We start from the raw sequence: 21186 nt of genomic DNA, 5'->3' as shown, positions 1-21186 counted from the left end.
GCAAAAAAGCGCCTAGTTTCCTATGACGCTTTTCTTTTGAAGTCTAAGACAAGCGGCACAGATACTTTTTTGAAGTACTCCAAAAAGTCGTATCTATGCCAAAACATAAACACAACGTTACAGACGCCAGCTTTGCCAGTTTGTAGATGTGAATGCTCTCATGTCAAAGACTCCTCTCGTTTAATTTTCTTAATTATAACTTAAATTTGTAAAATTGCAAGCCCTTTTATAAAATTTTCTAAATTTTTTGGCATTTTATCCTTTTGGCATTTTATCCTTTTATCAAGGATCATATCGGTTTTCCCACAGACAAGATAGACCTGCCCTAAATCATTGAGCCTGACGGTCATAAGTAAGTACCTTTTCTAGAATAAAATCTAGTTGATCTTGACTAAGGGGATAAAAGCAACTGATTTCTAGTTTACCTAATCTTAGTTTGAGGAGAAGATTAGTTTTACATTTCTTTTCAATCTGACGAGATTGATGGGGCGAACCCAAAGGAACGATAGGTATTGACATCATGAAAATCCTCCGTTTCTGTTTTCTAATGACAGTATAACGGAGAGGGAGAGATTTTTACAGGTACTTCGTTATTGGACGCTTACGTCACTACCAATATCCCAATGGTACAAAAAAGAGAGAGGACCTTTCATTTGGTCTTCTCTCTTTTTAAGGAAACATTCTAATCAAGCGAGAATGAGTTTTCTCTGCCTCTAGAAGTTTAAGCTATCGCTTATGCCTTCTCTTTAGTCACGTTTCTTTCTCATAACCCATGTACCTAAACCTAAACTCATAACTCCTAGAACTACCGCAAGGTAGGTAGTGCTATCACCAGTTGCTGGCAAGTTTGGTTTATGGTTTGCTGGAGGTGTTGGTGGGGTATTGCCTGGAGGTGTATTACCTGGTGGTGGTGTTTCACCTGGTGGTGGGGTATTACCTGAAGGCGGATTATTTGGAGTAGGTGGGTTGATTGGAACCGGTGGTTTTGGTGGATTTGGACTCGGTGGAACAACTGTTACTTTGTTCGTTTTCTTCGTCAAATCAACGCTTGGATCGTGGTTAAATTGAACCGTTGCTGTGTTATCAATACCTTCACTGAAGTGAACGTTCTTAAGAGCTTTCACATCTTTTATTTCAGTATAGATAATCATCGTAACTGTTCGACCTTTCAACGCTTCCATTGTCGCTTCATCACTGAAGTCCACTGTAACGTTTTGGCCTTCAACTTTGATTGTACCACCTAGTTTTTCAATCGCCTCTGCCGTTAACTCACCTTGTTTCGTAACTTGACTCAACAACGCTACTTTTTCATTGACTAGTTTTTGCTTAGCTTCTGCTTCAGATAGTTTTTCTTGCGCTTTATCAACAACTGCTTGTTGGTTTGAAATATCAACTTTTAGCTCTTCCGCATTTTTCGCATTTGCGATTTCTGCTTTAACCGTTTCTAAGGCAAGGGTAGCTGCTTCTAACTGTGCTTCAAATTCTGCAACCACTTTTTCTTGAGTTTGAATTGGTGTTGCACTATTGTCACCAGCTTCTGTAGTTCCTGTTACTTTAAGCTGGTCTAATACCGCTTGGGCTTCCGAAAGCTGTTGTTGAAGCTCAGTAACTTTTGCTTCAGCTGCTGCAACTTTTTCTTGTGATTCCGCAGAGGTATCTTTTTGAAGGGCTTCAAGTTTTTGACGCGCTTCTTCTAGCTCTTGTTTCGCAACTTCAACGTCTTCATCAATAAAGTTGAAGTCTGTTGCTGGAGTCGTGATACTTGGAGTATCAGTCACTTTCACACCTACTCGTGATACTTTAAGATTGTCATCCAAAGTATCCATCAAAGTGAGGCTTGTCAAGATTGTGCGGTTATCTATTGAGTTATCAATTGGTACAACTGATTTAACATCAAATCTAAACGCATCTGTTGCTTGGGCAAGTTTCAACAACAAGGCTTGTTCAGCACCTTCAACATTGCTAACTGTTTTCACAGGCTCACCTGGTTTTGGTGGTTCTGGGGTTGGCGGGGTTGGTGGCGTTGGTGGCGTTACGGTTACTGGTTTAGTTTCTTTACGTTTCTTGATGCCACTTGCATTAGTGAACTCAAGACTTGCTGTATTTGGTACTTTGGTATCAACATAAGTTGTCAAATCTGCATCTTCCTTAATGTAAGCTGGAATATAGATTTGAACTTGTTTGTAACCTGCAAGTTTCGCAAAGTCTACAACAGTAGCAGTCACTTTGTTGCCTTCTACTGTAACTTTAAAGGCATCTGTTGTGTAACCATCAACATGGACAGCTACGTCACCATTGATTCCAAGAGCAGGATCAACATCATCTGTTACAACGTATTCGGTGTAATTTTCAATATCTCCTGGAATCTCTGCATAGATATTATACATGTAAGACTTGTTACGTTCAATATCTAAGTGTTCCAATGTACGGTTGATTTTCTTATCAACTGTTGGATCGGTTGGTGGCGTTACGGTTACTGGTGGCGTTGGTGGCGTTTCTTTATCTGGTTCGCCATCAACTGTTGAGTTGTTATAAACAACTTTCGTTGTATTTGGAATCTTAACGCGAGTCACGCCTTCGCGGATTTGCGCTGGGATGACCAACTCAACTTGTTGACCTGCGAACTCACCTGCGTTTGCGAAGTCTTTCATTGTCGCTGTAACGGTTTGACCGTCTACTTTAACATCGAAGAACTTAGCGGCGTCACCTGTAATTGTTGGTGTTCCTTTAACCATCAAGTCGTTGTCAAGCGTATCTGTAATCACAAATTTCTTATAAGAAGTGATTGTGGTTGGGAGGCTCGCTTTGATGTTGTAAGTGTAATCCGTTTGAACTGGAACATCTAAGTGATCAAGTTTTTCATTGATCTTCTTATCAACTGTTGGATCGGTTGGCGGCGTTACGGTTGCTGGTGGCGTTGGTGGCGTTTCTTTATCTGGTTCGCCATCAACTGTTGAGTTGTTATAAACAACTTTCGTTGTATTTGGAATCTTAACGCGAGTCACACCTTCGCGGATTTGCGCTGGAATGACCAACTCAACTTGTTGACCTGCGAAGTCACCTGCGTTTGCGAAGTCTTTCATTGTGGCAGTAACCGTTTGACCGTCTACTTTCACATCGAAGAACTTAGCGGCGTCACCTGTAATGCTTGGTGTGCCTTTAACCATCAAGTCTTTGTCAAGCGTATCTGTAATCACAAATTTCTTGTATGACGTGATTGTGGTTGGAAGGCTTGCTTTGATGTTGTAAGTGTAATCCGTTTGAACTGGAACATCAAGGTGGTCTTTGTCACCGTTGATTTTCTTATCAACTGTTGGATCGGTTGGCGGCGTTACGGTTACTGGCGGCGTTGGTGGTGTTTCTTTATCTGGCTCGCCATCAACTGTTGAGTTGTTATAAACAACTTTTGTTGTATTTGGAATCTTAACGCGAGTCACGCCTTCGCGGATTTGCGCTGGAATGACCAACTCAACTTGTTGACCTGCCAACTCACCTGCGTTTGCGAAGTCTTTCATTGTCGCTGTAACGGTTTGACCGTCTACTTTAACATCGAAGAACTTAGCGGCGTCACCTGTAATTGTTGGTGTTCCTTTAACCATCAAGTCGTTGTCAAGCGTATCTGTAATCACAAATTTCTTATAAGAAGTGATTGTGGTTGGGAGGCTCGCTTTGATGTTGTAAGTGTAATCCGTTTGAACTGGAACATCTAAGTGATCAAGTTTTTCGTTGATCTTCTTATCAACTGTTGGATCGGTTGGTGGCGTTACGGTTACTGGTGGTGTTGGTGGCGTTTCTTTATCTGGCTCGCCATCAACTGTTGAGTTGTTATAAACAACTTTTGTTGTATTTGGAATCTTAACGCGAGTCACGCCTTCGCGGATTTGCGCTGGGATGACCAACTCAACTTGTTGACCTGCGAAGTCGCCTGCTTTCGCGAAGTCTTTCATTGTGGCTGTAACCGTTTGACCGTCTACTTTCACATCGAAGAACTTAGCGGCGTCACCTGTAATTGTTGGTGTTCCTTTAACCATCAAGTCTTTGTCAAGCGTATCTGTAATCACAAATTTCTTGTATGACGTGATTGTGGTTGGAAGGCTTGCTTTGATGTTGTAAGTGTAATCCGTTTGAACTGGAACATCAAGGTGGTCTTTATCACCATTGATCTTCTTATCAACTGTTGGATCGGTTGGCGGCGTTACGGTTACTGGTGGCGTTGGTGGCGTTTCCTCATCAGGTTCACCTTCCTGACGAGATTTATTACGGTACTGAACTTTCGCTTGGTTCGGAATACCATTTTCACCTTCTTTAACAGTCGCATCTTTCTTCACTTGGGCAGTGATAATCAATTCAACTTCTTTACCGGCATAAGCTTTCGCTGCTTCAAAATCAGTAATTTCAGCTGTAACGGTTTGACCAGTCACTGTTACTTTGAAGAATTTAGCTGCCTCTCCCTTAATAACTGGCGTACCTTTAACCGTCAGACGCTCATCAACCTCATCCACAATGTTGAATTTCTTATAAGTAGAAATATCTTTTGGCAAAGTAGATTTAATGTTGTAAGTGTAGTCTGCTTCTGGTAAGACAACTGCACTATCAAGGGTTTCATTAATCTTCTTAGAAACGTTTGGAGTGTCACCTGGTGGGGTAACTGGAACTTCTTCTGTTTCTTTCTTTTGACTTGGTTTATCACCTACAGTCAAGGTTGCTTTATTCGGAATAGAACCAGCTGTATTATCTGCTGTGACATACTTCGCAAGTTCTTCACCTTTTACATCTTCTTTGATACGGGCTTTAATTTCTAATGAAATCTCTTTGCCTGCATACTTAGGAAGGTCATCTTTAGCGATGGTTGCCGTAACAAGACCTTTTGCCTTATTCGCATCCGCAACGCTTGTTACTTTGATTGCTTTGTCTTCTTGACCTGCTGAGAGAACTTTAATCTCTTTAACCGTCAAGATATCCTCAAGATCATCGCTGAGCTCAAACTTCGTAAAGCCTGTCACATTTTGTGGAACAGTTGCTTTCACTCGGTAAGTGAATTCTTGTTCTAAGCCTGCTAGATTTAAGCTTGCTTGGTCATCAACGGTTTTCGTTGGTTTTGGTGTCTCGCCTGGTGGCGTTACTGGAACATTTTCGGTATCTTCTGTTTGGTTTGGTTTGTCACCAACTTTAATCGTAGCCTTGTTAGGGATACTGTTGTCTACATATTTACCAAGTTCTTCAGTTGTGACACCTTCCTTGATGCGAGCTTTAATAGTCAAGACCATTTCTTGACCTTTATAATTAGAAATCTTATCTGATGGTAAGCTTGCGACAACTAGACCTTTAGTAGTAGCATTAGCGTTTGCCTCTGCTGCACCTGTTACGGTCACTGCTGCATCTGCTTTTCCACCTACAGTTACTTTCGTTTCTGTAATGGTCAAGATATCTTCAAGATCGTCGCTAAGTTCAAACTTAGTGAAACCAGCAACATCTTTTGGTACAGTCGCCTTCACTTCATATGTAAAGACTTGTTCTAAAGCTCCAAGAGTAAGCGATGGTTTCTCATCTACTGTTTTCTCTGGTTTTGGCGGCATACCTGGTGGCGTTACCGTTACTTTCTTAGAGGTTTTCGATTTGTTGTTAAGTTTTACTTTAGCTTCATTCGGTACTTTGATTTGACCATCTGCTTCAGCATCATGATATTTGCTTAAATCAGCGTTTTCACGAATCTTAGCCTTGATACCAAGTTTAATCTTAGCTGGGCCATCATTGCCTTCATTCAGTTTCGCAATCTCACGGTTGATACGGCGAAGCTCGAGTGACGTCAATTCTTCTTTTTTCAATTCAAAGTAAACACGGTCAGTGGTTTTGCCATTGTCTTCAACTTGATCTACTTTCAAGTATTTTTTCAATACTTCAGACTCTTGACCATTGACATAAACTTTATCTTCACCATCTTTATTCAATGATTCCAATTCTGGAACAAGAATATCTTCAATTAGGTACTCATCGAAGATACCCGGCCATGTGGATTCGATAGTATAGAAATAAGTATCATCAACAGCTGGTAAGTCTAAGTGTTCTGAACCTTTTTCTTTTGGTTTAACTTCTTGTGTGACTTCTTTTGTGATATCTGTTTCTAATGGTGGAGTTACAAAGACGTTGTTTGAACGACGCGTTTTCGCGTTTGGATCCTTCAAGTCTTTGGTGTCACCATTCCAAACAATCTTAGCTTGGTTCGCAAAACCTAAACCATCATTTTCCTGCATCATCTTGTAGTACTCAGTTGCATTCTTGTCAAGTTTGTATTCATCCTTGATTTCTGCAGTGATAACAAGACGGTATTTCTTGAACTTGTGACCACCATACTCACCTTCGTTCACTTCTTTGGTTTGTTCACCTTTATTTTGTGGAACATCAGCGATAATGGTTGTATTGGCGTTACCATTGTCATCTTGTGTTTCTTTTGTAGAAACTGTGAATCCTGGCAACTCTTTCCCTTGGTCGTCTGTGACTTTAGCACTGATAAACTTCACGCGATAATCGAGTGCGTCCACAAACATAACATTTTTCTTCATCTCAAGGGCAACGTTGTACATGTTGTAATCAACGCTGTAAGTAAAGGCTTCACCTTCCGTTGTCAATGATGCTGCATAAGATGGACGTTTGATGGTTTTAGCTGGATTAGTCGCATCTACAAGCAATGGGTCTTGGGCAATGTGTCCTGTTTGACCATCATCACCATTCTTATCGTTAGACTGGTCTTTATCTTTAACATCTTTTGTGACACGTGGGTAACAGTATTTAAGGTCCGTTACTTGGACATGCGTTGGTGTTTTAGAACCAATTTCCGCACTTTCATAGTCTCCTACCTTAAAGGTACCTACCAATTGACCTACTTCACGCTCTACTTTTGGTGGCGTGTAGTTCGCAGGAGGCTCTGTTTCATCCGCCTCATCCAAGTTTTCTGCTTCTTCGGTACGTTTTAACTCGTAGTCAAACTTGTTGTTACCCGGGTTAAAGACACTTTCTGGTACAGAAATAGTAACCTTGCGTCCTTCTTGTTTTACCGTACCTGGGATTTCTTTTGTATCATCCTTAACAGTTTCAACAACTTTCTTGCCATTGATTGTGACAGATTCTACCTTATAGCCTTCGGTAACTTCAAACTCTCCATTTACATTTTCTCTAACCATTGCGGCAGTTACAGAGTCAAGAACCTTTTGTGCAAAAAGATCAACATCCTTCTGTTCATCTACATAGAATGATACATTTTTCCCATTAACAACTTTATCTGGCGAAGCCATCGTATGCAAAGCATCATGGAACACATTACGAACTGGTGCATTTGTTGCTCCATCGTCGATACCATATTTGTTAAGGTATCCACCTTCGTATCCGTCACCATATTGTTGAGCAACTCTAAAGTTAGCAATATCTTCCCAGAAACCAATAACAACTTCGGAATTACTTCCTAATTCTTGCTTCAGTTTATTTCCACGATCAACTAATTCTTGAGAACGAGTAATATAGTCTTGAGCTCCCTCTGGAAGTGTAAAGAAGTAATACGGAGTTCTATATGGATCGTATGGATCGTATCTTACCGAATAGTCCCATCCTCCCTCGCGTAACTCCTTATGGTTTCCAAGCTTTGGATTGAGAGTGGTATAATATTCATAACCTCCGAACTCATTTACTATCTCCTGGGTAAAGCCATAATAGTTAGCAATTTTCTTAATTCGTTCTTTTGTCTTCTCAATGACAATTTGGTTATCTTTGCGAACACCGTTTGCTACACCATCTGTGATAAGCAAGAACACTGTCTTTCGATTGTCATTGTTGCCTGCTGCCGCTTTAGCCACTTGATACTGTTTCATGAAGTCATCAATGGCCGGAACTGTTGGCGTTCCTCCTGCTGCCGCTTCTTTCGTAACCTCATTATCTAAGAAAGTTTTAATTTTTCCAGGATCATTTGTCAATTCTGAAAAATCAAAATCATATTTTCCATCGTTCGCAAGAACGTAATTACCTGAAAAGCTAGAACCACCTGTATAGATATATTGCTTATCAATCCCCTGATAAGTACCAATCATGACGCGGTCTGTTGTTTTGGGATCATTAGTAAAAACTAATTTCGGCTTATTATAGTCGTACTTTTCAGCAGGAACAGCCGTTGTTAACTTTGTCAATGCAGTTTTGATATTGTCAATAGTATTTCTAAATGAACCTGATGTATCCTGCAAAATTACCAAGTCAATGGGTTGACGGGGTAATGCCCATGCAACTTCTTCAGTTGTCTCAATCTTAATCGCACAGCCCTCTTGGGTCACCTTAGGAGCTGTCGTAGTCGTTGAGACATTACCAATGCTCGTTGTCGCTGTTACGACAATGCCACCTACTAAGTTTAACAACATTGGGAATAATAACCCTAACGTCGCCAATAAACTTAACAAGCCATTGGGATGTCTCCTATCATTTCCTTTTTTCTTCATATCCTATCTCTTTACTCTCTACTCTTTTCTCTTTCTAAACCACATCAAGCCACCAAGCACTGCCAACACAGCTGCTCCAATAACTGCTAACAAGGATTTTTGTTCACCTGTTTTTGGCAACACTGCTTTAGCTTCTGCTTTGGCTCCAGCTACTGATGATTTAGCCTCTGGTTTGGTGTCTGTTTTCTTAGTCGTTGTCCCTGACACTCCTTTTGTTCCAATTTCAATGATTTCTGGAACTGCCGGAGTTGTTCCTTCAGCTTTAATCACACGACTAACTTCTTTACCATCTACCATCGTCACAGTATAGACAATCGTACGAATACCATCTTTACCTTCTTGAACGACACGCGTTTCTCCCTTCGCTAACTCTGGATTCTTACGCGTTTGTTTCTCAAATGGAATAGATTCGTGTTTAGTTTCCGTCTTAACAACTGGTTTCGATGGCGCTGGAGTAACAGGAATATCTTTTGTACCAACTTCTGTGATTTCTGCTACTGCTGGGGTCGTCGTGTCTGATTTGACAACACGACCTGTTTCTTGACCATCTACGGTTGTCACAGTGTAAACAATCGTACGAACTCCATCTTTACCTTCTTGAACGACACGCGTTTCTCCCTTCGCTAACTCTGGGTTCTCACGCGTTTGTTTCTCAAACGGTATCACTTCACTCTTAGTTTCATCTTTAACGACTGGTACAACAATTGGCGTTCCCGGAATAACGGTGACTTCTTTTGTACCAATTTCTGTGATTTCTGGCACTGCTGGGGTTGTCGTGTCTGATTTGACAACGCGACCTGTTTCTTGGCCATCTACTGTTGTCACGGTGTAAACAATCGTACGAACTCCATCTTTACCTTCTTGAACGACACGCGTTTCTCCCTTCGCTAACTCTGAGTTCTCACGCGTTTGTTTCTCAAACGGAATCACTTCGGTCTTGGTCTCATCTTTAACGACTGGCACAACAATTGGCGTTCCCGGAATAACGGTGACTTCTTTTGTGCCAACTTCAATCACTTCTTCAACTGCTGGAGTAGTGATTTCTTCACTAACCTTGTTACGTTCAGTTTCCTTACCATCTACCGTACGAACAGAATAAGTGACCGTCTTAACACCATCTTTACCTGGGGTCACCACTTTTCGTTGACCTTTTTCAAGGTTTGGATTGTCAACCTCACGACTGGTAAATGGTACTGGCTCTTCTACCTTAACTTCTGAAACCACAACAACTGGTGCTTTCTTTGTACCGTATTCAATAATGGTATCAACCGGTGCTGTTTTGACCGTTTGGCTAATCGCCTCACGCTTATATTCAACGCCATCTTTTTTGTAGACCTTATAAGTCACTAGCGCTTCACCGTCTTTACCTGGCGTACGTGTTTCTTTACCTTCCTCCATATCTGGATTTGCCACACGTTTTTCTCCTGGGGCGATTGACTCAATCACTACAATCTCTTCTGTCGTTTCAACTGGACCAGGTGGGGTGGGCTGTGGTTTAGGGTCTGGTTGCGGAGCTGGAGTCGTTCCGTACAACTCCTGACGAAGTTTTTCAACTTCTGCTAACAAGCCAGGGGCCTTAACTTCAATATTTTTAATATTTTTAAGTGCCGCTAGTGGAATTTTTTCAAAATCTTCTTTGGCAAACTCAAGCCCTTCTTCGCCTTCTGCCATCATTTCACGTGCACTTTTAATCAAGGCACGTGTGTCCTTGAACATCTTCATCTCAGGACCGCTTGGTACATCTTCATCCGCTGGGGGTTCTTCTGCGTGGGCAACGATTTGCCCTTTCGCGATAAGTTCAGGCAACGGTGACAGGACCCCTACTGATAAGAGGGTAATCGCTGACATCACGGCCGCTTTTTTTGTTCTTTTCTCCATGTAATATCTCCTTCTAGCAATTTAAAATTGCTTACTGTAAAAGTTCTTGCAAGGAACTTTCAACGGTTGACTTATCTGCTTCTGAAGAGGCGATCTTTTGAATCGTTCCTTCTGCGTTGACGAAAAGATAGGTCGGTATGGCTTCAACCCCTAACTTCGTCGCTGCATCTAATGTCACATCGTAATAATAAGGAAAGCTATAGCCTTCTTTTTCAATGTACGCTGAGGCCACTTCTTGCGTCTCCTCACCATTAGCTGTTCCTGTCGCATTGATAAACACAAATGCGACCTCATCTTTGTACTCATCATAGAGTTCATTCATGAACGGCAAGGCCGCTTGGCAATCTGGACACCAGCTCGCCCACTCCATAATCACGGTCGGTTTCCCTATAAATGAGCTAGAGTTTACCTCCTTACCTGATGAGTCTGTTATCACAAACTCTGGCAGGGGCTCCTTCTCTAACCCTTTGTCTACAAGTTGACTTTCTTGTTTACCTGCGGATTCTAAACCTAACTGTGAACGTATTGTGAGGACAACTCCCCCAACTACAACTATAAGCATGGCAATCACTAATATGATGAAATACTTATATCTCCCCAAACAGTCAACACCCCCTCTGAAAAAATTGGTTATTAAATCCATTCTAAATTATATCACATTTCAAACTTTTAACAAGAACTTTTATGCATATTTAATACCTTTTATGCGCAGTTTCTTCTTTAAATAGCTTTAAAAAATACTCAAGTTACATTAAATGTGCATTTTTTTATTTATCGTCTATTTTGTGGGTGGTGCATATTTTTATATAATGTTTATAATTCTTTCAAAATTTGCGACTAGTTAGTCATGAATTACTATAACGTTTAATACTTAACAAAAATCAAAAATTACTTTTTGTTTCTTTCTTAAAAGTGCGGACGCTCCAAAGGTCTGGGAGACCTTTGGGGGTGGGAAATAAGACGAACAGAGTTCGTCACAGTCGATAAGGTTTGGGGAACCTTTTGAGGTGGGAAATAGAGTTGACAAAGTCAACATCAAAACTCCTACGGAGTTTCATTGCTAGATTTGAGCTTATCTCTATCGCAGTAGATGATTGGATGTACTTGTCGACTACTCGACAGCGTCCACCCTAATCATCCTTGCGGGGGAACTACTACGAAATTGACTTTCAATTTCTGTAGTTCTCCCAAAAATCCGTTCATATCAAACAAATTCCCCTCGCTTTTTGATTTCTAAGTTCAGGCTGACACTGTCCACTGGACAGTGTCACTGATATGAATACCACTATAGCGAAAGAAACATTTTAGCCTCACTTCGTTCGGTAGTCCATCAAAAGTATTAGAGGTTCTAAAATGCTAATTTTGATTTTGGATGAGTATAAATTTACTATTCGCTACTACTACAGAAACATCAACGTTGTAACTTCAATGTACATAATCATTACAAGAAAGCACAAGGAACAGGAGATTTAACAAAGTCTCTCTCTCAGTTCTTGTCGCATTTCTTTTCTTAGGGTCTCTAAATCCGAAATGCCATATTTATCCATCACTTTAGGCAGATCTGCAATGATGTTAGGACAGGCATAGGGATCTGTAAAATTAGCTGTTCCAACGCCGATTGCCGAAGCACCTGCTATCATCATTTCAAGCGCAGCTTCTGCTGAATCCACACCACCCATACCGATGATTGGAAGATCTGTCATTTGTGCCACTTTACGAATTAATTTGAGTGCTACTGGAAAAATCGCTGGACCAGACATACCACCTTGACCATTGGCAATGACTGGTTTTCTCGTTTTCAAATCATATCGTGTTCCGACTAAGGTATTAATCATGGTAAAGCCTGTTGCTCCCGCATCTTCGACTGCCTTAGCTACCATTGTAATATCAGAAACGCTTGGGGTTAATTTGACATAAACTGGGACGTCAGAATTTTCAACACTTGCTTTTACGGCTGCGTAAGCCAATTCTGGGACTTGCCCAATCAATAAACCGTTATTCCCGTGGTCAACATTGGGACATGAGATATTCAGCTCAATGGCTTTAACATTTGGTGCTTTGGAGATTTTCCCAGACACATAGGCATATTCTTCATTTGAAAATCCTGCTACATTGGCAATAATAGGTAAATCAGGAAAATGCTGAGCTAGCCATGGTAATTTTTCTGCCAAAACTGCATCAATTCCCGGATTTTGAAGCCCAATGGCATTGAGCATACCGGATGGTGTTTCAGCAACACGAGGTGTCGGATTACCAAAACGAGGCTGCGCTGTTGTTGCTTTAATCATAATCGAACCGAGTTGATTAAGATCATAATATTTAGCGTATTCTTGACCAAAACCAAAACAACCAGAAGCAGGAATGATTGGATTTTTCAAGTCAAGACCGGGTAATGAAATCTGTAAACGTTTAGACATAAAACCTCCTATAAAACAATAGTCCCAGTTGGAAAGATTGGACCATCTTCACAAACTCTTTTATTAGCAGCATCTGTTTCATTTTTTAGATGAATAACACAGGCATAGCAAGCTCCCATACCACAAGCCATGCGTTCTTCCATAGATAGAAAAGCATGTGGGTGATTTTCAAATCGTTGATCAACATATTTGAGCATACCTGGTGCACCACAACTGTAAATAGCATCCGCTGTCCAATCAAATGTATCAATGACAGTCGATACATAGCCCTCGATTCCGTAACTTCCATCGTCTGTCGTGACATAGACATCACCATACTGGCGCAGCTTTTCTTCTAAAATAACAGCATCTTTATTGGCAAAACCAATCACTGAAATAACTTCTACGCCTTTCTCATATAATTGCTTAGCTGTTTCAACAAGTGGAGGTACGCCGATTCCTCCTCCGATAAGGAGAGCTGTCTGACCATTTTCTACAACCGATAAATCAAAACCATTTCCCTGAGGTCCCATCACATCAAGCTTATCTCCTGCTTTAAGCTGAGATAAAATTGCTGTCCCTGCACGCTCAACTCGATAAACAATGGTTACTTGCCCCTTTTCCTTATCAATCTCAGAAATCGAAATAGGACGACGCAATAATTTTGAAGGATCTGGCACACGTATATGTAAAAACTGTCCTGCTTTCATCTGTTGAACCAAGTCACCTGTTAAAATCATTTCAAAAATAGATGGTGCAATTTCACGCTGACTAACAATCGTCATCACTTCTTTTAAAATAACCTCTTTATCATAATCAAAGCCCATAATAACCTCACTTTCTATATGCAAAAAAGACCTTGTCCGTGATTGAGACAAGGTCGATAGTAGGTAAAAATATCATTAAAATCAATATGAAAACATTGATCTCTTTTACTATCTATTTTTAGGCTCTAGCTGAAACTATCCCTAGAACAATTTCACACCAAACTCTGCAGCATTGATTAGAATGTGCACTCTCAACTTTAAAGTTTCTAATCAACAACTGCATCAAGCTCCAAAATAAACAGCTGAACACTTTTTCTGCTACATTTTCCAACCTTGCCGCCTCTCTGGACGTCTTAAAGGTTTATTGATGTTTTGGGTATTATACCTCAAATATGGGCTCTTGTCAAAATCACACCTAAAAATCTCCATAGCTAGATTTTTTGTCCGATTTGTTATACTCGTTTAAGCTTTAAATACGTAGTTTTATATAAACTAATTTCAGTTATAATCCATTTCTCATATAAGAGAAAAACTAGAGTAGGAAGGAAGTCATAATTTCGGTAAAAAGAACCGAGGGACATGCTCCAATTACAGAAAGATTCTTCGGTTTTTCTTTTTATACTTAACCAAATTCAAAAATTACTTTTTTGCTTCTTTCTAAAAAGGTGCGGACGCAAGCAACCTCCTACGGAGTTTCATTGCTACTTTTTGAGCCTAGGTCTCAAAAAGTCCGTTCTTATCAAGAGTAAACTCTCGATAAGAATACCACCATGACGAAAGAAGCTCTGGTAAATCAAGCCATTTATTGGTTCTTGATTTGACTTAAACTGCTAATTTTGATTTTGAATGAATATTATTCAAGTTAAGATGCTTACTTTTTCAGTGGCTTCGAATAATCCAGCTTCAGTTTTGTTTATAGTCACTGAGACATTTCATTTTTAATCTTGTCGATGTTTTTTGACAAGTACACCGCCTAGTGTTAGTACTTGTGCTAATCCTGCTAAGGCAAGATAAATGCTATTGTCGTCTCCAGTGTTTGGTAACGTTTCTGAAGGCGACACTTGTTCAGTTACATTACGAGAAACAACTTGAGAAACTTGCTCTAGAACTGGTTGTGAACCATTATCAGATAGTTCTTTCTCTAATTCTTGTTTTTGTGAGTTATCTTGTGTCGTCACAGAAGTGTTAGTCATCATCTGATAAACGATACCATAGTGGCTAAAATGCTCTGCGGTAAAGACAACACCGACTTGATTATCATAGACAACCTCTGTAAAGTTAAGCTCTTCTGCTGTTTGTCCATTTGGTAAGTAAACAACTGCTTTAACTTTTTTACCAGAGTCAGTTGGCAAGAAAACGCGAGCTGGCGCCGTTATCTCTAAAACACGACCTGTGCTATCTACCACTTCAATATCATAAAGATCAAAATCTATGCCTTTTAAGATTGATGGTATCTGGTCTGCTGTTGGTTCTAGGTGAGTAATTTTGAGCCCGGCAGCTGGTACAGTTTCATTGTCACCTATCAAGACACGTACTCCCGTAGCAGCATCTATTAATTCAAGAGAGGTTGTTTCATCTTTTTTAGCTTTCAGGCGTAAAATGGTTGCTGTTAGAGCATTCAAGCGAATTCCTTTTTCTGTCCATGCCATGCCAACAGGATTATCAATCGCAATAACACCCGCTTGTTCACCATCGGCAATCACTTCTGCTTCTCTCAGAGCCTTGAAATCATCTGTCAAGGTAATCACTCGTTCTTTAGCGTCAGCATTTACCAGAACAGCATAGGTATCACCATTACTTGCTTTTACTTGATAGCCAATAACCAAATCATTTTCTGCTATGCCATTTTCCCCAGGAATTGTTAACAAAGTAACCTGTTTATCAACACTTGCCAAATCTTTGAGACGGAAGGCATTTGTTGATTTCCTTAAAGCAATCAACCCTTTTGTATATGCTTGACTTTTTGTATTTTCAGGGAAAAGCTGAGCATCGATTGCTTTTGTCCAGTCAAAATGGTTAATGGCATCCGTTGAATCGTAGGAGTCATGGATAAAGTAAGGATACACAAATGGTTTGCCATCCTTATCAGTCAATAGATGTGATTTATTTGGTACCAGTTCTGCTGAAACAGGCTCTTTATAGGCCTCATCCTTAAATTGCTTAGTCCGTCCGTACTCTTGACCAGAGTGGATAAATGGTGTGCCCTGAGACGTCAAAATCAACAGATTTCCTAAACGCAAGCGACGGTGAATTTCAGCATTATTCTTAGGAATTGATGGGTCTTTCTTAATAGATTGTGCAATGATGTCAAACAAGGTCAAATTGTCATGAGCTGCAATGTATTGAATCACATCACCTGGATCGTCTGCGGTGAAATTCGTTGGCTGCGCTTTAATATTTTTGAAGATTGTTCTAATATCACGCGCACCACCTGTCAGAAAGGCAGGGGTTCCTTCATTTGGATACCCTGATTTTAGCTGGTTACGAATATCATCAGAAAAAGAGGCCACGGTATCTGTCAACTTCATCCATGTTTGATCTGCTGGTTGACGCTCATCATTAGCGTCACCTGTGTAAGTTACCCAACCCTCACCCAGCATTAAGATGTTTGGATTAATGGCTTGCGCAGCTTTAAAGGCTAGTTCAATACTTTCAGCATCATGATCCCCCATCATATCAAAACGGAAACCATCTACTTTATACTCAGATACCAAATACTTAATCGAATCAATCAACACTCTGCGACTCATGTGATGTGTTGTTCCAAGACGACCACCGCCAAAACTTGATTTTGCCTTACCTTCAGCATCCATAAAATGGTAATAATTTGGTTCTAAATCTTCAAAAAGATTGACTTTTGCCGTGTGATTATAAACGACATCTAAGATAATCCCCATACCACGTTCGTGAATGGCATTGACCAACTCTTTAAATTCAGCAATGCGTTTCTCAGCATTTTGAGGTTCTGTCGAATAGGCGCCTGTCAAGGCAAAATAACTTTGTGGGTCATATCCCCAGTTGTAGTTGGTATCACTAGAATCGTACGTCGTCATACGTTCACGTGTTGCCAGTTCATTGATAAAATAATAACTCATTACTGGTAGAAGTTGAATGTGGGTCACACCAAGGTCTTTAAGGTAATCCAATTTTTCGATAAAGGCTGAAAAGGTGCCAAACGGATGTGATAATTTCCCTTCAAGAGCTTGATCTGATGTAAAGTCACGCACATGTGCTTCATAAATAATAGCATCTTCACGACTAGTATAACCTTTTATCTTAGCTTCGCTAACTTTTGGCCCAATTGAACTTGGATCTACAAATGCCGCTTTAGCTACTTTAGACGCAGGATTATCATCACTAGCCAAATCACTGTTCCAAGCCGCTAACGATTTGGCATATGGGTCTAACACAAGAATTTCTTTGCCATCTCGGCTAATCTTATAATGGTAATAATAACCACGATAATCTGAAATGCCCAAATCATTTTGCTCAGTCAGTGATAATTGCCAAGTTCCTTTTTCAGAAGCGACCATGGCTACTTCACCTAACACTTTAGTCTGATTTTCTTTGTCATAAATAACTACAGAGACGCCATCTGCACTCGGTGACCACAAGGTCATCTCAACTGTTTTACCAGCATTTTTAACACGTGACCCCAACTCACCATCATAGGCATAAAGAGCGTCTTTATACTGCCAACTTTGGCGTGTCATCACGCTATCTGAATGGTAGGCCACTTTAAACGGTGCCAAGTTTTCCTTGAAATCACCAGTCAAAATAACTTTTTTACCTACTGTATCCAGTTCAACATCTGTAACAGCGATTGCGTTACCAGCTTGATTGGTTACTTTAAGCTCTTGCAACAAGCTTGCGCTATCAATCTCTTCCAGGGTGCTAAAGGTTGCTTCAATCTGACTTTGGCTTAATTGAGTGGCACCAGTGACACGAACAAGATTTGTAAAATATGGATTGGTATAAATGGTTGGATCCTCATTTCTTAAGAAAATTTGTGTGTGCGTTTGTAAATCTTTAAAACTGTAATTATTAGGATTGATTTTCGCAGCATTGCCATCCTTACTTTCATCAAGAAGTAAGAAACCAAGTTCATCAAAATTAGCCAACGGCACATCAATGTAGACACCGTATTTTCCTTTGTTTTCAAAATCAACACCGTTTGGCCAAGAACCTAATCGATCTGTTATTGATGAAGCTGCACTGCCCCACAACCATAGGGCTTTCTTATCGTAATTACCATCTGTACGGAAATAATTGATACGAATGGTTCCTTTAGCCTGTGGACGATAATAGTGGGCTTTGAAGTCCTCGTCTAGCCAAACCTCATTCATCTCTTGACTAATGATGTCAATGGATTTATCCCCAGTCAGGTTAGCCCCACCCACATTGTTAATCAGATAAGAAACTTTGGAGCGGTTAGCATCAACCAATTTAACATCAAGATAGTAACCGTAATCGTCTTCTTTAGCATCTACGAAGCTTGTCGCACCTGTTGGCCAAGCTGCTACCTTTTCAGAAGGTGTTTCCACATCACCCCAAGTCCATAAGCCAAGTGATTTCACATCATCACTTGGTAATTTCTTGAAGTGAATACGAAGGGTATTTTCAGCAATTGGAGCTTCATCAGTCGTTGGACTAGTAACTCCGACAATGTTTCCAGCGCTTGTGGTCAAAAGCATCGTACCACCATCTGAAAGGCTTGGAACCTCTACCGTAACAAACCATTTTCCTGAACTATCTTGAGTCGCTTGATAAGATTTCTGACCATAGGCATCTGTGACTATTGCTTGTTCACTGACTTCTAACTGCAAGGTTTGTACTTGGTCTTTTAATTGGTAGAGCATGTAGGCAGCGTCTTTATCTGTCTCACGTTTTGCTAAAAGCCATTGCTGGTTATCATTGGCAGCAACTGTTGAACGATTACCTCTTGCCATCAATTCACTATGCGCATTTCGAAAGGCAAGAAGTTTTTGGTAATGGCTGAGCACTGAGCTTGTTGCGACCTTATCCCAATCAAAAAGATAACGATTATCATAAACTGGCCAGTTATTAGCTCCGCTTTGTCCCAACTCTTCCCCATAATAAATCACAGGTTGACCTTTAGCTGTCAATAAAAGGCTTGCAGCTAGTTTTAGCTTGCCTTCATCTCCGCCAATACTATACAAGAACCCGTCTTCATCATGACTTCCTAGAAATTGTGCCAAGGTGTAATTGCTAGAAAGCACATCATTGCGAGCGTTCAACTCTTCATTAGCAGCTTTTAGCCGTCCACCAATAGCCAATTTAGCAATCTCTTTAAAGCCAAAGTCAAGAAGGCTATCCATAGTTCCTGTTCCTAAATCACCCTTAGTGTCTTTATAGTTTGCTCCCCAAGATTCTCCAACTAAATGGAAGTCCGGGTCTTTTAGAGCCAATTCATTTTTAAAATGTTGCCAGGTCACATCATCAACATGTTTCACCGTGTCAACACGAAAACCATAGATGCTATTTCCTTTTGGTGTCGTTGCTGTTTTTAACCATGCGGTTTGCCAGTTGACCAATTGTTGACGCACAGCCATTTCTTCTGTTTTAAAATCAGGAAGGTTTGACAAGGAGCCTTTTTGGTCATCTCCTGAAATTTCTTCTTCTGGTTTTCTAACTAACCCTGAAAACTGCTCAGTTGTTCCGTAACCAGGATGATTCAACACCACATCAACGATGATATTGATACCACGCGCTGCAGCTTCATCAATCAAGGTGTGGAAGTCTTTTAAAGTTCCTAGATGTGGGTTCAATTTTTCAAAATTTTTAGCCCAATAACCATGGTAAGCATAGTATTCACCATCTTTTTCTGTTCCAAAATTTTCAGAAACATTTTCAACAATTGGTGTAATCCAAATTGAAGATACCCCTAGTTGCTTCAAATAATCTAACTTATTCGTAACACCTTTAAAATCGCCACCTTGATAAGCACCCGCTTTATTTTTTACAGATGACAGCACTTTAGCATCATCATTAGAAGAATCCCCATTGTTAAAACGATCCGTCACCATAAAATAGATGACTTGCTCGTCCCAGTCGCGCTCACCTTTTGCTTTGTTACGCTCTTTAACAGTCACAGTTACCTTGGTATCATAGTAACCATTATTTTCATCATAAACTCGCACTGGTAACTCATAATTGCCTGCTACCGTGGTTGAAGAGGCCGTAATCGTAACGCGATTAAGTTCACTTGATACTTCAATCACACCACCACCAATAGCTTTTGTATCAACCTCCATGCGTGTTACTTTTACCTGATTAGGATTGGTAACAGAAAGGTCAATGAGACCTGTTTCATTGTAGTGGAATGGTCGGTAACTACTAGCTGAGACTGTGATGCCACCTTGACCAGGTGTTGCCTTACTGAAATCTTGTGTGGTCTGTGTTGCAACACCATACGGATTTGTATAGACAGCGTCATCACCTGCTGTAATAAAGATATGACTGTGATTTTCACGATCAGCAAATGCTAGGTCTTTTGTTTTATTTCCCGGTGCTTGATCATCTTTTTGATTAACGAGTAAAAAGCCAATATTTGAAGCTTTGCCTTTTGAAAGAGGAATATCTAGATAAACACCTTTATCATCACGCCCAGTGAAATCTAAGGCATCGCTCGGCCATTTTTCAAATGAAGCTGATGTATCACCCCAAGCCCAGACACCCCATCCGTCGTATTTTCCATCCTCACGCTTGTAGTGCAAGCGAAGCAGATTGTCATCTGCCAATGGCTGGTAGCTATAGGTTGTAAAATCTGAACGAATCCAGGCTTCATTCATTTCTGTCGCTAGAGGGGTGATCTCACGGTCGCCATCGCCTACTTTTTCACCATTTTTTAGCAGGAGATAACCAATTTTTCCTGGTGTCTCGCTTTGTTTAACGTCAATGTAATAGCCAAAGTCATCTTTTTGAGTTGCAACAAAAGGTTCGACATCTGTTGGCCATTTGTTACCATCTGATGGCTCTGCAACTGCTCCCCACGTCCAAAGTCCGTAAGAGGAAATATTATCCTCTTCCAAGCCTTCAAAATGCAATCGGATATGCTGCTTTTCAATTGGAGTTGCCTTTTCTTGAGGTGTCTCACTAGCCCTGTTTAAGGGAGTGACTGAAACTGTCTCAGGAGTTTTAGCAGGTACCGCTTCTAACTCTTCTGGAGTTATCACTGCAACTGGTTCCTCTATAGAGATTGCACTCGTTTCCACAGGAGTTACTTGCTCATCAACTGTTTCAGATGTAACAGGTTGCAATGTCTCATTACCTGTCTGATTTGAAGTCTTCGTATCAGTTGTTACTGGTACTTCTTCCTTGGGTACAACAACAGTCTCAGTATCTTCGACTAAAACATCTGCTGATACCGTTCTATTTCCGACTGTTGTTCCTAGAAAAAGAGCTGAGGCAATCGTAACAGAAGCGACGCCTACTTTTAAACGACGAATGCTGAAAACATCTCGTTTTTCTGGGTAGGAACGTCCTTGTTTTTTAGGGTTAAAAAACATATTAACTCTCCTTAAAGTAAATGTTATGATAGTACATACATTATAGCACTTATTTCAAATTATGCAATCGTTTTCCATTGGTTTTATAATTTTATTTTTACTTTTTATACTGTTAATCTAGAAAATTTAACTTAAAATAAAG

Annotated in this window: 6 protein-coding genes; all 6 read right to left on the bottom strand. The window is 40.4% G+C overall.

All coding sequences use genetic code 11. From position 1 onward, the window contains the following. Positions 1-746: 746 nt before the first annotated feature. The gene (locus AB6M99_RS03625) at positions 747-8474 is read right to left on the bottom strand and encodes an isopeptide-forming domain-containing fimbrial protein (protein WP_369351103.1); all 7728 of its coding nucleotides are present in this window, start codon (positions 8472-8474) and stop codon (positions 747-749) included. Positions 8475-8492: 18 nt separating this feature from the next. Next, positions 8493-10352, bottom strand: coding sequence for a G5 domain-containing protein (locus AB6M99_RS03620; protein ID WP_369351102.1), 1860 nt, complete (start codon positions 10350-10352; stop codon positions 8493-8495). Positions 10353-10383: 31 nt separating this feature from the next. After that, entirely contained in the window at positions 10384-10914 is a 531-nt protein-coding gene (locus AB6M99_RS03615; RefSeq protein ID WP_183121701.1) for a TlpA disulfide reductase family protein, read from the bottom strand. A gap of 907 nt (positions 10915-11821) precedes the next feature. Next, complete coding sequence (locus AB6M99_RS03610; protein ID WP_121836098.1) at positions 11822-12769, bottom strand: dihydroorotate dehydrogenase; 948 nt, start codon at positions 12767-12769, stop codon at positions 11822-11824. A gap of 8 nt (positions 12770-12777) precedes the next feature. After that, positions 12778-13575, bottom strand: a complete 798-nt coding sequence (locus AB6M99_RS03605; RefSeq protein WP_121836099.1) for a dihydroorotate dehydrogenase electron transfer subunit — start codon at positions 13573-13575, stop codon at positions 12778-12780. 878 nt (positions 13576-14453) lie between these two features. Beyond that, positions 14454-21044: a pullulanase gene (locus AB6M99_RS03600; protein ID WP_369351255.1), complete on the bottom strand. Its 6591-nt coding sequence runs from the start codon at positions 21042-21044 to the stop codon at positions 14454-14456. Positions 21045-21186: the final 142 nt, after the last annotated feature.

The organism is Streptococcus hillyeri (assembly GCF_041081565.1).
Lineage (GTDB): Bacteria > Bacillota > Bacilli > Lactobacillales > Streptococcaceae > Streptococcus > Streptococcus hillyeri.
This window is presented reverse-complemented; position numbering and strand designations above follow the sequence as displayed.

Coding starts and splice junctions, on each gene's coding strand:
- AB6M99_RS03625 (WP_369351103.1), bottom strand. CDS start 8,474: ATGAAGAAAAAAGGAAATGATAGGAGACATCCCAATGGCTTGTTAAGT.
- AB6M99_RS03620 (WP_369351102.1), bottom strand. CDS start 10,352: ATGGAGAAAAGAACAAAAAAAGCGGCCGTGATGTCAGCGATTACCCTC.
- AB6M99_RS03615 (WP_183121701.1), bottom strand. CDS start 10,914: ATGCTTATAGTTGTAGTTGGGGGAGTTGTCCTCACAATACGTTCACAG.
- AB6M99_RS03610 (WP_121836098.1), bottom strand. CDS start 12,769: ATGTCTAAACGTTTACAGATTTCATTACCCGGTCTTGACTTGAAAAAT.
- AB6M99_RS03605 (WP_121836099.1), bottom strand. CDS start 13,575: ATGGGCTTTGATTATGATAAAGAGGTTATTTTAAAAGAAGTGATGACG.
- AB6M99_RS03600 (WP_369351255.1), bottom strand. CDS start 21,044: ATGTTTTTTAACCCTAAAAAACAAGGACGTTCCTACCCAGAAAAACGA.